8 protein-coding genes are annotated in these 13881 nt (G+C 32.9%); all 8 read left to right on the top strand.

Annotation, left to right across the window (positions count from 1 at the left end; translation table 11 throughout):
• Positions 1 to 383 precede the first annotated feature (383 nt).
• Positions 384 to 1118 carry a tRNA pseudouridine(38-40) synthase TruA gene (gene truA, locus B0A81_RS20815; RefSeq protein ID WP_089059793.1) on the top strand — a complete coding sequence of 245 codons (735 nt, stop codon included), beginning with the start codon at positions 384 to 386 and terminating at the stop codon, positions 1116 to 1118.
• A gap of 81 nt (positions 1119 to 1199) precedes the next feature.
• Positions 1200 to 2954: an ABC transporter ATP-binding protein gene (locus B0A81_RS20810; protein WP_089059792.1), complete on the top strand. Its 1755-nt coding sequence runs from the start codon at positions 1200 to 1202 to the stop codon at positions 2952 to 2954.
• 227 nt (positions 2955 to 3181) lie between these two features.
• A complete protein-coding gene (locus B0A81_RS20805; RefSeq protein ID WP_089059791.1) occupies positions 3182 to 4747 on the top strand; it encodes a sensor histidine kinase in 1566 nt (521 codons plus the stop codon).
• A gap of 86 nt (positions 4748 to 4833) precedes the next feature.
• A complete protein-coding gene (locus B0A81_RS20800; protein WP_089059790.1) occupies positions 4834 to 7428 on the top strand; it encodes a zinc-dependent metalloprotease in 2595 nt (864 codons plus the stop codon).
• 16 nt (positions 7429 to 7444) lie between these two features.
• The gene (locus B0A81_RS20795) at positions 7445 to 10783 is read left to right on the top strand and encodes a SusC/RagA family TonB-linked outer membrane protein (RefSeq protein ID WP_089059789.1); all 3339 of its coding nucleotides are present in this window, start codon (positions 7445 to 7447) and stop codon (positions 10781 to 10783) included.
• Between the two features lie 12 nt (positions 10784 to 10795).
• Positions 10796 to 12115 (top strand): RagB/SusD family nutrient uptake outer membrane protein, encoded by a 1320-nt coding sequence (locus tag B0A81_RS20790; protein ID WP_089059788.1) that lies wholly within the window; start codon positions 10796 to 10798, stop codon positions 12113 to 12115.
• A gap of 139 nt (positions 12116 to 12254) precedes the next feature.
• Entirely contained in the window at positions 12255 to 13019 is a 765-nt protein-coding gene (locus B0A81_RS20785) for a LytR/AlgR family response regulator transcription factor (protein ID WP_089059787.1), read from the top strand.
• Positions 13020 to 13255: 236 nt separating this feature from the next.
• A complete protein-coding gene (locus B0A81_RS20780; RefSeq protein WP_089059786.1) occupies positions 13256 to 13840 on the top strand; it encodes an NUMOD4 domain-containing protein in 585 nt (194 codons plus the stop codon).
• Positions 13841 to 13881 lie beyond the last annotated feature (41 nt).

Genomic DNA, 13881 nt, shown 5'->3' with positions numbered 1-13881 from the left:
AATTATCAATTTCTGACACAATTTTTCACCAAACAAACTATGATTGGTATTTTTGGGTTTAACGCTTTTTAACAAGTTCAAAACGACAAAGAAACAAAGATTCAGAGGTTTTTAACTGCTGATTTTTTTATTATACCGCCGTTAACAAATTTTCAGATATATAACATACATTTTTCAAATCTAGCACTAGATGCACAGCAATGCATCTCTACAGAAAAAACTCACTCCGTTAGCTATCAGGATTACTTCTTTGAGCCTCTTAACCTTAACAACTTATAAAAAAAACTTAGTCCCGATAGCTATCGGGAGAGCTCCTTAGCACCTTAGCCACTTTTTTCATACCTTTGCACCTCAGTCCAGAAACTTCGGGACTGCACCTTAAAATGAGATATTTTATTCAATTTGCTTATAACGGAACACATTATCATGGCTGGCAAATTCAGCCCAACGCCTCATCTGTTCAAGAAACTTTAAACAAAGCGCTTTCAGTTTTACTGAATTCGCCTATAATTTTAATGGGCGCTGGACGAACTGATACTGGTGTTCATGCAGAGGAAATGTATGCGCATTTTGATTATGATTCTGATATCGACAGTAAAACTCTGGTTCATAAACTTAATTCATATTTGCCAAAAGACATTGCTATTTTTAATCTGATTAAAGTTCACGATGATGCGCATTGCAGATTTGATGCTACAAAAAGAACGTATGAATATCATATCAATACTTTTAAGAATCCATTTTTGCAGGATTTGAGCTGGTATTTTAATCAAAAATTAGATGTAGCTTTGATGAATGAGGCGGCGAAAATTTTATTGCAGCATACCGATTTTCAATGTTTCTCGAAAGTACATACAGATGTAAACACATTTGACTGCACGATTTTTGAGGCGTATTGGAAAGTTGAAAACAACAAATTAATTTTTACAATATCGGCCAATCGTTTTTTACGCAATATGGTTCGCGCAATCGTGGGAACTTTAGTCAATATTGGTTTACAAAAAATTACACTGGCAGATCTTGAAAATATTATTGCCAGTAAAAACAGAGAAAAAGCAGGTTTTTCAGTTCCTGCGCACGGTTTATATTTAACCAAAATTTATTACAATTACATATAGCTATAAGCTGAAGGCTCTAGACATTAAGTTTTAAACTTGATGCCTAGAGCTTAAGGCCTAAAGCTTAAAGCTTAAGAATAAATGAAAGCAAAAGCATTTGATACCGGATTATTTAAACGAATTTTAAAATATACCAAGCCTTATAAATGGCGCTATTACGGCGTTATTATTTTTGCAATTTCATTATCGATTTTTGCAGCGCTGCGACCTTATTTATTAAAACAAACGGTCGACGGCTATATCGCGACTCATGACAAGCAAGGTTTACTGTTATATATTATTTTAATGGGAGTGGTTTTACTGATGGAAGTTTTCTCTCAGTTTTACTTTGTGTATTGGGCCAACTGGCTTGGACAGGATATTGTAAAAGACATTCGTACGAAACTTTTCAAACACATTTTGAGCTTTAGAATGAAGTATTTCGATTTGGTTCCAGTAGGACAATTGGTTACCAGATCTGTTTCTGACATTGAATCGATTGCTCGAATTTTCAGCCAAGGTTTGTTTATGATTATAAGCGATTTGATGAAAATGCTGGTAGTTTTGATTTTTATGTTTTACATGAACTGGAAACTAACTTGGATTGTTGTTGTAGCAATGCCTATTCTTGTTTACATCACTAGAATTTTTCAGCGTAAAATGCAGGTTGCTTTTGAGGAAGTGCGTACGCAAATTGCAAACATGAACTCATTTGTTCAAGAACGCGTTACGGGAATGAAAATCGTACAGCTTTTTAACCGTGAAAAAATCGAAGCCGAAAATTTTAAAGAAATCAACAATAAACATAGAGTTGCTTGGATTAAAACCATTTTGTACAACTCGATATTTTTTCCAATTGCCGATATTATATCATCAATTACTTTAGGTTTAGTGGTCGTTTACGGCGGTTTTAAAATTTTAAACGGAGATCATTTCACGACGTTTGGAGATTTATTTTCGTACACTATGTTTATCGGAATGCTGTTTAATCCGTTGAGACAGATTGCTGATAAATTTAATGAAATGCAATTAGGAATGATTGCTGCCAATCGTGTTTTTGATGTTATTGACACGCAAGATCACATTCAAGATACAGGAACTCTTGAAGCTCCAGTTTTTGAAGGAAGCATCGAATTCAAACAGGTTCGTTTTAGTTATATTCCAGAGGAAGAAGTTATTAAAGGAATTGACTTATCTGTCAATGCGGGACAAACAATTGCTATTGTTGGTTCTACAGGTGCAGGAAAATCGACTATTATTAATTTACTGAATCGCTTTTATGAAATTAACAGCGGCAGCATTTTTATTGACGGTCACAATATCGAAAATTATACGCTTGCTTCATTACGAAAACAAATCGCAGTTGTACTGCAGGATGTCTTTTTGTTTGCCGATACGATTTACAATAATATTACACTGCATAATCCAGAAATCACACGTGAACAGGTTTTGGAGGCCGCAAAAAAAATTGGCGTTCATGACTTTATTATGAGTCTGCCTGACAATTATGATTTTGATGTTAAAGAACGAGGCGTAATGCTTTCGTCTGGACAAAGACAGCTTATTGCTTTTTTACGTTCGTACGTGAGCAACCCAAGTATTTTGATTTTAGATGAAGCAACTTCATCAATAGATACTTATTCAGAAGAATTAATTCAGCGCGCTACAGAAACGATTACGAAAGGAAGAACTTCTATTATTATCGCACACCGATTGGCAACAATTGTTAATGCAGATAAAATTGTCGTTATGGATAAAGGATTAATCGTAGAACAAGGAACACATCAAGAATTACTCACCAAAACCGATGGATATTATAAAAACTTATATGACTCACAATTTGCAGTTGCAAATTAGGTTTTAAACAATAAAATGCTCCATTGAGTTTAATTAATTTAACATATAGAAACATAGATTTCAAGCTGTTTAAAAAAGGCGTTTCACTTTTTTTCAAACACACAAAGTTGACTATGTGAAAGCAACATGTTTCTTTTTTATATCTTTTTTACATTTAAAAACTATGTTTCTATGTGTTGGATAAATAATAATTAATTTTCTTCAATGGATTAATAAAATATTTTTTTTTGAAATTTAAATACAATACCACTTCACGCCGTGCTTTTTTAATTTATGTAATTATCTCTATACTAATTACTGTAACTTCTGTTTACATACTTAGCAAATTAATTACAGATCTTACGGAACAAGCAAGTGAAGATATGGCGCAGCGCAGCTTTTATAAAAAGCAGGAATTCATGTCGCAGGAATTTTCAAAATTTCTAGAACAGGAAAACCAAATAAAACATATTCTCAACATTAGTAATTCTAGTAATTTATCGACAAACTTAAAAGTTTTGTCTTCATTGCAGGCCACAAATACAATGATTACGAACAACTGGTTTCAAATAAATGATGACAAAATTCAATTTGGGATTACTTTCCCTTCTGATTTAAGGAAGAAGGAAGCAGCTGATTTTATTCTTAAAAACAAAGATGCAAATCATGTAAGCACAGTTATATTTCAAAATAAACAATGGCTTTGGAGAATTTATTTCAAACTAACTTCAAAAAATACAGTTGTTCGTTATGGGTATGACATTAATTTAAAGAACCTTCACGGCTACTTGTCTACTATGGACAAAACGGTTTCTAACTATGCTTTTGTATTTGATAAAACCGGCGCTTGTATTTTTCACCCAGACTTAAAATTTGTTGGAAAAAATATATTTGACATTTCTTCTATTAAACCTTCAGATACTATTTTCAGTAAGAAAAAAGATTACGTAAAAAGAATTACAATGTCTGAGTTTTTAAAACTTGATGTAATCCGATTTACCAAAAAACTAGATATTAAAGGTTCTCGATGGTTTGTATCTGTTAATTCTCCTAAAATTTTTGAAGGCGAAAATGTATCACTAATCAAAAAATACTCGACTTGGATTTATACGATTACAACGGTAACATTACTTTTGATCTTTTCGATCTTCTCTTATGCAAATAGACGTGCTTTTAGAGAGAAAGAAATTGTAGAGAATGAAAAAAACAAACTGCTTGTCGAGAATGAAAAAATCATAAAAGAAAAAGCGCTTATTCAATTACAACAATTAAAGGAACAGATAAATCCGCATTTCTTGTTCAATTCGCTCAATTCACTTTATATGTTAATTGGCAGCGATGTTAAAACCGCACAAAAGTTTACACTAAACTTATCGCGTATTTATCGTTATTTAATAGATCCGCCGCAAAAAAACATTGTGCCATTAAAGCAGGAATTGTTATTTATCGAAAAATATATCTTTTTACAACAAACCCGTTTTAAGGAAGAATTGTTCTTTTCTATCCAAATTGAAGATCAAGAAGCCTTAGAAAAATTCATTCCGTATTTGGCTCTTCAAGTTGTAATTGAGAATGCGATTAAGCACAATAAAGCGACGCAGGAAACTCCGTTAACAACTCAAATTTTAATTCAGAAAGATCAAGTTATTATTACGAATAATCTCCAAAAAAAGGCTGACAGCGAGCCTGGCACCAAGTTTGGGCTAAATTATCTGAACAGTATTTATCAATTTTACTCGAAAACCAATTTTGAAACCTCAGAAAAAGAGGGCAATTTTGTTTGTATCCTGCCATTAATACCCATTCACTCCTAAAATAAAGCCACTCACTCCCTTTTGTTTTTTTTTCGAGCTAAAATCAAATAGCTTCGGCGCAAAATTAACTTAAACTTAACATCAAAATGAAGGAAAAGGCATTCCTGCATAATTTAAAATTATTCTGCTTACTAGTTCTGCTCTTATTTGTTCCCGTTACTGTTCTTGCTCAGAAGAAAAAGAAAAAAGAAACGGATACTGAAATTGTAAAAGATTCTACTGATTCTAAAAAAGTTAAAAAATACGGTGACCTTATAAAAAAGGGAACACTAAAAAAAGGACTTTTTAATATCATTCAGGTTAAAACTGATGTTTATTTTGAAATTCAGGATAGTTTATTTAAAAGAGAATTTCTTGTTGTAAACAAATTATCTCAAGTTCCATTTCAGGTTAATGAAGCTGGACTAAATAAAGGGATGAATTATGAAAACAAAATAATTACTTTTTATAAAGATACAATTGCAAAGAAGGTTTGGGTAAAATCATACGTACCAAAAGTTTCTTCTCCTAAAGAAGATGCTATTACAGCATCAGTAATCGACAATTTCTCTGAATCAATTATTGAAGTTTTTGATATTGAAACTAAAAACAACGATTCGACTGCTGTTGTAATTAAGGTAAACAAGATTTTTGACGGTAAGCAAAAAAGTTTCAATGATGTTTTGAGCAATATAGGTTTTGGAGGTTCTGTAAAATCTGATTTATCTTATATTGAAAGTTTAAAATCTTTTCCTAAAAACATTGTTGTAAAATCACAGTTAACGACTTCTGTAAGCGAAGGCGGACCAGCTTTGTCTGTAACTCTTGGTGTAACAAGCAATATTGTTTTACTTGATAAAACACCTATGAAACCGCGTTTTTCTGATAAAAGAGTTGGTTATTTTACGGAAAAACATTGGTACTTTGCTGACGATCAACAGGCAATGTTAGAGAAAGAGCTTATTACACGCTGGCGTTTAGAACCTAAAAAAGAAGATGAAGAACGATATTTGAAAGGTGAACTAGTTGAACCTAAAAAACAAATTGTTTATTATATCGATCCTTCGACTCCAAAACAATGGAGAAACTATATTATTGATGGTGTTCACGATTGGCAGATTGCTTTTGAAAAAGCTGGATTTAAAAATGCTATTATTGCTAAAGAACCAACAGAAAAGGATTTAGATTTTGATGTAGATGATGTTCGTTATTCTGTAATTACATATGCTGCTTCTCCAAAATCAAATGCAATGGGACCATCTGTTGTTGACCCAAGAAGCGGTGAAATTCTGGAAGCTGATATTATTTGGTGGCATAATGTAATGACGTCTTTACAAAGCTGGATGCGTATACAAACTGGTCCAATCGACCCAAAAGCCAGAGCAAACAAATTTAGCGATGAACTTATGGGAGAAGCTATTCGATTTGTTTCATCACATGAAGTTGGTCATACTTTTGGACTTAAACATAATATGGGATCTTCTTTTGCTTATGATGTTGAATCTTTACGTTCTAAAGATTTTACTGCAAAAATGGGCGGCACTGCACCATCTATTATGGATTATGCTCGTTATAATTATGTGGCACAGCCAGAAGATAATGTTACTGTAATTACTCCAAAAATTGGAGAATATGATAAATACGCAATCGAATGGGGTTACAGATGGTACAATGTGAATGAAAATGAAACCTTAAAATTAAACGAGTTAATTGCCAAACATCAAAATGATCCGATTTATTTTTATGGTGAACAGCAAGAAAATATAATCGATCCGCGTTCTCAATCTGAAGACTTAGGAAACGACGCTGTAAAAGCGAGCGAATATGGTTTAAAAAATCTAAAACGTGTTGTAGATAATATCTTAAACTGGACGTACGACAAAGACCGCACGTATTATGAAACTGGCAAACTTTATATAGGAACTATTGGTCAATGGCAATTGTACAATCGCCATGTATTGAATAATATTGGCGGAGTTTATTTAAATGAAACCGTTCACGGAGATAACAAACAAAGCTACATTCCAGTTTCGCCTGCAATGCAAAAAAGAGCGGCAGATTATTTAATCAAAAATGTACTTACAATTCCGCAATGGTTATTCTTTAACGACATTTTAGACAAAACAAATCCGCTTAAAGATTCTCCTGTAGGACCTTACGAATACACGCCTTATACTTTATCAAGAGAATTACAGTACGGTATTTTATACGATTTGTTTAGCGATGATCGTTTACTTCGAATAACAGAAAACGAATTATACCAACGTAATAAAACCAATGAAAAGGTATTTACCGTAAATGATTTATTCAAAAAAATGCATCAAAGTGTATTTTCAGGAACAATACAAGGTAAATCGCTGACAATTCTAGAGCGTATGACGCAAAAGAATTATGTTGATGTTTTGATCGTTTCAACAAATAAAATATTTGAAAAAACAGATGGTAAAAAAATAATCGACATTCAGGAAACACTAAAAATGCCGCATTTATGCAACTATTTAGAAGATTCAAAAATGGCGAGAAATATCAATCAAACTTCTTTAAAAAGAGTTACAGAAATTACCTCTGATAAAAAAGGAGAATTGAGTACAGTCTTGAGATTAATAAAATTGAAAAAGAATACTGGAGATCAATCGACCCAAAATCATTATACCGATTTAATTCAAAGAATCGAGAAAGCACTAAACAACACAGTCAATTAATATACAATACAAAAACATGAAAAAATTTCTAAATGTCTTACTGCTTCTCCTAGCCATTGCAGGATACTCGCAGGAAAACAGAACCATTACCGGAATCATTCTTGACGAAGCTGACCAGTCTCCTATACCTGGTGCGTCAGTTTTTGTAGAGAACAATTCAATTTCAAATAAAACTTCATTAGCAGGAATTATACACAGTGAAGCCATTGGAACAACAAGTGATTTTGATGGTAAATTTCAATTAAAAATTGGTAAAGATGTTACTTCTTTAAGAGTTACTTTTATGGGATATAAACCATATACTCTTGAAATAACTTCTCAAAAAGAATACACAATCCGTTTAAAATCTGATGTTGCACAGCTTCAAGAAGTGGTTTTAACGGGATACCAAAAAATCGAAAAAAGAAAACTGACTTCGGCTATTACTAAGGTTGACATGGCTTCGATTCAGCAATCTGGAGTTTCTGGTGTCGATCAATTATTAATGGGACAAGTTGCGGGTGTTGCCGTTACAACTCCATCTGGAGCGCCGGGAGCGCCAGCCAAAATTAGAATTAGAGGTACAGCATCTCTTAATGGTACACAAGATCCTTTATGGGTACTTGACGGATTACCATTAGAAAATAATGATGTTCCTAAAAATTATGACAAAGAAAATATCGATCAACTTGCAAACTATTCTATTGCAGGTTTAAATCCAGACGATATTAAAGATATTACGATATTAAAAGATGCTGCGGCAACTGCCATTTATGGTGCTCGTGCTGCAAATGGTGTAATTGTAGTAACTACAAAAAAAGGACGCAGAGGTAAAATGGTTGTAAACTTCAACACAAATACCTTTATTACTCAAAGACCTGATTTTGACAAATTGAACTTATTAAATTCAAGTCAAAAAGTTGATTTAGAACTTAACATGGCAAGTCGCGCAGATTTGACATATAGAGACACCGGTGGTGAAGTTGCTCGTATCTTAAACGGAGCGAATGAATTAGATGCCTTCAGAACCGGTGGTTTCTCTTCTTTAAGTGCAGGAACACAGCAATCAATCAATAACTTAAGAAAGCAAAATACAAATTGGGGTAACTTATTGTATCAAGATGCAGTTAACACACAGCATGGTTTAAGTTTATCTGGCGGTGGCGAAAAATCTGATTACTACTTCTCTCTAGGATATTATGACGAAAACGGAGCTACTGTTGGTACAGGTTTCAAACGTTACAACTTAACATTGAAAAACAACTACGAGATTACTGATAAATTTAAAGTTGGTATTGGAATTTTTGGTGCCGAAAATAAAACGACATCTTACTTAACAGATCTTGATGGATTTACAAATCCAGCAAATTACTCAAGAAACGTAAATCCATATTTAACTCCGTACAATGCAGACGGAAGCTATAAATATGACCCGGATATCGCGTCATACTCTGATATTAAACTTCCTTTTAATTTCTTAGAAGAGAGAAACAATACTTCATACGATTTAAAAACGAGAGCAATAAAAGCATTGTTTGATGCTGAATATAAAATCACTAAAGATCTAAGAGTAACAAGCCAGTTAGGTTTACAGTTTGATAACTCTTCTAGCGAAAAATACGCTGGTCAGGAAACTTTTTACACTAGAAGACAAAGAGAAAGATCAAGCTATTTTGCTGATAATACGCAAAAATACTTCTTACCTGATGGTGGAATTATTCAAAACACAAACACAGACTTTTTTCAGTACAACTTAAAAACAATGGTGAATTACTCTAAAACTTTAGGGGAAAATCACGAAATTGAAGTAATGGCTGGTAATGAATTAAGAAGAAATAAAACTACTTCTATAGCAACTAAAGGTTTTGGTTTTGACGAAAAAACTTTGACTACACAGCAAATTATTTTCCCAAATTCAACTTTTGCTAAAGAGTCATTTTACAAAACATATGTAAAAAATGAATACGAAAATGCTTTTGTTTCATTCTTTGCAACAGCATCTTATACTTACAAAAGAAAATACAGTTTCTACGGAAGTGTTCGTTATGATGGTTCAGATTTATTTGGTGTAGATCCTAAATACAAATACTTGCCACTTTGGTCAGCATCTGGATCCTGGTTAGTTTCTCAAGAAAATTTCTTAAAAGACAGTAAAGTAATTTCTAACTTAAGACTTCGTGCTTCTTACGGTTTACAAGGAAATATTGATAAAAACACTTCGCCTTACGTAGTTGGAAGTAACCAAACAACTACTATCCTTCCTGGACAATCAGAATCTACAATTGTGGTATTAAGTCCGCCAAACAGCAAATTGCGTTGGGAAAAAACTCAAAACACAAACTTTGGTTTTGACCTTGGTGTGCTTAACAACCGTATTACTCTTGTAACAGATATTTACGGAAGAAAAAGTACCGATTTAATTGGCTTAAAAGCATTACCATTAGAAAATGGTTTTGAATTTACAAACATGAACTGGGCACAGGTAAGCAACAAAGGTTTTGAAATCGCTTTATCTACAAAAAACATAGACCGTCCAAATTTTAAATGGAACACCAATTTTAACTTTGCACATAACAAAAGTAAAGTTGATCGTTTAGAAATAAGAGATAATAGTTATTTACCAAACCAAGAAGGACATGCTGTAAATGCTGTATTTGGTTTCAAAACAAACGGAATTGACGAAAACGGTTACCCGTTATTTGTTAATAAAAAAGGAGAAACTGTAAATGCACAGACTTTCTTTGGTTTATATGATCCACTTGCTGGTGTTTTTCCAGGTATGTTCTCGCAATCAGATTTAAGTGCTGCAGAGTTTAGAGATTTATTTACTTACTTGGGAGATAAAGATCCAAAATTTACGGGAGGTTTAATCAATACTTTTAAAGTAAGCAATTTTGATCTTACTATAGCAGCTTCGTTTAACATCAAACAAACTGTTACAAGAACTCCTCCATACAACGGAACACTTGTAGATAGAGGACAAAACTATACGACTGATATTTTAAACGCTTGGTCACCAAATAACACTTCTTCAAACTTACCTGGAATTACAAGTAAAGATTCTGGTACAGGAGATTCATGGATGGCTTACAATTGGTTCTCTGGCGGTAACCCAATTAATACTTATAACTATTTAGACACATGGGTCAGCGAAATGAGTTATATGAGATTAAGCAGTGTTCGTTTTGGATATACTTTTCCAAAAACGTTCTTAGACAAAATCGACATTCAAAGTATTAGAGTAAATATTGAAGCAAGAAACTTGTTCGTAATAAGCTCAGACTACAAAGGTTATTTTGACCCTGAAACTTTCGGAAACATTTACGCACAGCCAGTTCCTAGATCGTTGACTTTAGGATTTAATGTAACTTTCTAAAAATTAAAAAAGATGAAAAAATTCTCAAAATATATAACACTTTTCGTTGCTGCTATTGCACTTAGCAGCTGCGATGACTATTTGGATATTACTCCGGTAGGAAAAGTAATTCCAGAATCGTTAGCTGAATTTCGTGCGGTTTTAACAACAGCATATGCGCTGTACCCAGAACACAAATCATTGAGTGCCGCTCGTACAGATGAACTAATCCTGAATGAAGATAACAGCGAAACTGCTATTTACAAAGATGTACATATCTGGAAAGATCTAAATCCGGATCGAAATACGCTAAATTTTCATTATCAAGGTTTATATAATGTAATTTTTTATACGAACGTAGTTATCAACGAAGCGTCTAATAAAGTAGCAGCATCTGAAGAAAGAGATCAATTAATTGGAGAAGCTTATGCTTTGAGAGCAATGGCAAATTTTGATTTAATAAATCTTTTTGGAAAACCTTATAATCCTGCAACTGCAGCTTCAGACAAAGGAGTTCCATTAGCTTTAGAGATTGATTTGGAGCAAGTATTTATTCCGCAGAGTGTAGACGTTATTTACAATCAAGTTATTTCTGATACTAAAGAAGCTGAAAAATTAATTAATTTAAGTACACAGCCAAAAGGTTTAAATTACCGTTTCTCAAAAGTGGCGCTATACAGTTTAGAAAGCCGTTTGTATTTGTATCAACAGCAATGGCAAAAATCACTTGATGCTGCCAATAAAGCTTTAGAAATCAAAAACACCTTAATTGACTTAAAAGCAACGCCGGTTTTAGCTACAAAATACGATGGAAAAGAATCTATTTTAGCACTTGAAGATGGTTATATTGTTGGTCTAAAAAGAGCTTCTTTTGCATCTGCTGATTTAATTGCAGCTTACAATAGAACAACTGACTTACGTTTCCCACTTTACTTTGGAGCAAGCGGAAGCCGTTTTAGAATTTTAAAAGGCGGAAATGACGATCAAAAATCATCTTTCAGATCTTCAGAGTTATATTTAACAAAAGCTGAAACTTTATTGAAATTGGACAATATTAACGATTCTAAAGCAACAGTTTTAAGTTTCATTAAAAACAGATATACACAAGCAGGATATGATCAGCTGGCAAGCAGCATTAATACAATGAATGCGATTGATCTAACTAACTTCATTTTTGAAGAAAGACGCAGAGAATTTCCTGTAGAAGGTCACCGCTGGTTTGATTTAAGAAGAAGTACTCAAAAACAAATTGTTCATAAATTCATGAATGTAGAGTACACTTTACTACAAAACGATCCGCGTTACACTATTATTTATCCAGCAGATGCGAGATTAAATAATCCGAATTTATAAGTTCATTCAAAATCAGAAAAAAAGGTCCAGTTCAAAAAACTGGACCTTTTTGCTTTTAAAAACGTTGTAAAAAAAACAGAGTGAACTATCTTTGCAAAATCAACCTTAGAATTTCGATTCTATAAACGAAATATTAAAAATGAAAATTGCCATTGTTGAAGACGAATATCTTGCTTCAAGTTATCTGAAATCAATTTTAGAACAGCAGGACATTTTACAAATAGCCGAAATTGCAGTTTTAAAATCTGTAAAAGAAGCTGTTGCCTTTTTTTCAGAAAACAATGTTGACTTGGTTTTTATGGATATTCATTTAGGCGACGGAAAAAGTCTTGAGATTTTTGAAAAAACAACGATCTCCTGCCCTGTCATTTTTGTTACTGCCTACGACTCTTACGCCATTACTGTTTTCAAACACTTTACGATCGATTATCTTTTAAAACCTTTTGAAGAACAAGAATTATTTGAAGCCTTAATCAAATTCAAAAAAATAAAGGAAACTTTTAACAGCGATGGAGCACTGCAATCATTAGTTGTAATCGAAAACCCCGAAACAAGCAAAATACAGCGTCATTTTTTAGTCAACCACGGTTATAAGCTTATCTCTATAAACGAAGCCGAAATCACCTATTTTGCCGCATCTGGAAAGCATTTGTTTATATATGTAAATTCTGGAAACAGTTTTTTATACAATAGTACTTTAACAGATATTATAAATAACCTCGATCCATTTACATTTTTTAAGATAAATCGTAAATACATTGTAAATCGAAGTACAATAAAAGAAGTCGTAAAACACTCTAACCAAAAAATCGAACTGATTCTTACCGTTCCTCCTATTGAAAATGATGCTATAATTTTGAGCAAAAAAGAAATCACTAATTTCAAAAACTGGCTGGATCAATAAAATTCAGACATTTTTTTGAGTTCTAAAGTGTCGTTTTACTATAAGGTTAAAAATCAAAAAAGTGTATCATTCGCATTTTTTCATCGTGAAGGACTTTGCAAATTGCCAAAAAAAATTAGAAAACGTTAAATTAGCGTTATAAGAATCATAAAACTGATGCTTCATAACCAGCACGATAGCGATCATTTTTGATCAATTCTTTATCTTTGAGATTCAAAAATCAAATGTAAACGAAAATGCCACAACACAGATTTTACCCTGACGAAAAATTCAAAGAAATAGAAATAAATGCCTCATTACAACTTAAATACGCCATTTCAAACAGAGGCCGATTAATAAGCTTCACAGATGAAATTGAAAATGGACGTCTTTTAAAAGGCGGTTTAAGCGATGGTTATCCTACTTTCAGATTTAAGGTAAAAAAAGACGATCAAATCGTTAACAAATACCTTTTTTTATACAAATTAGTTGCCCATTATTTTATTCCTAAAGAATCAGAAGAACAGACTTATGTACTTCACTTAGACTACAATCGAAGCAATGACGATGTGCACAATTTATGCTGGGCCACAAAAGCCGAAATGATGGCGCATAGTCGTAAAAGTCCGAGAGTAATTCAAGCTAAGAAAAACCTGATCGAGCACAACTTGAAAGCTGACGGAAGAAAATTGACTACAACAAAAGTCATGTTAATCAAGAAAATATTAGCAAGACCAGAACAAAAAACACGTCTAAAAATGATCGCCAAACAATTTGGCGTAAGCGAAATGCAGATACGCAGAATTGCAAGCGGTGAAAATTGGGGACACGTGAAAGTATAATTATTATTGTTGAAAAATATGAAAGGTAAAATGTGAAATGT

This window comes from Flavobacterium plurextorum (assembly GCF_002217395.1).
Classification (GTDB): domain Bacteria; phylum Bacteroidota; class Bacteroidia; order Flavobacteriales; family Flavobacteriaceae; genus Flavobacterium; species Flavobacterium plurextorum.
Note: the sequence above shows the minus strand (reverse complement) of the source record. Positions and strands in the feature narration are given on the sequence as shown.

What these genes read in the sequence shown, in the direction of transcription:
- B0A81_RS20800 (WP_089059790.1), top strand. Translation starts at nt 4,834, where the DNA reads ATGAAGGAAAAGGCATTCCTGCATAATTTAAAATTATTCTGCTTACTA.
- B0A81_RS20780 (WP_089059786.1), top strand. Translation starts at nt 13,256, where the DNA reads ATGCCACAACACAGATTTTACCCTGACGAAAAATTCAAAGAAATAGAA.
- B0A81_RS20785 (WP_089059787.1), top strand. Translation starts at nt 12,255, where the DNA reads ATGAAAATTGCCATTGTTGAAGACGAATATCTTGCTTCAAGTTATCTG.
- B0A81_RS20795 (WP_089059789.1), top strand. Translation starts at nt 7,445, where the DNA reads ATGAAAAAATTTCTAAATGTCTTACTGCTTCTCCTAGCCATTGCAGGA.
- B0A81_RS20790 (WP_089059788.1), top strand. Translation starts at nt 10,796, where the DNA reads ATGAAAAAATTCTCAAAATATATAACACTTTTCGTTGCTGCTATTGCA.
- B0A81_RS20810 (WP_089059792.1), top strand. Translation starts at nt 1,200, where the DNA reads ATGAAAGCAAAAGCATTTGATACCGGATTATTTAAACGAATTTTAAAA.
- truA (WP_089059793.1), top strand. Translation starts at nt 384, where the DNA reads ATGAGATATTTTATTCAATTTGCTTATAACGGAACACATTATCATGGC.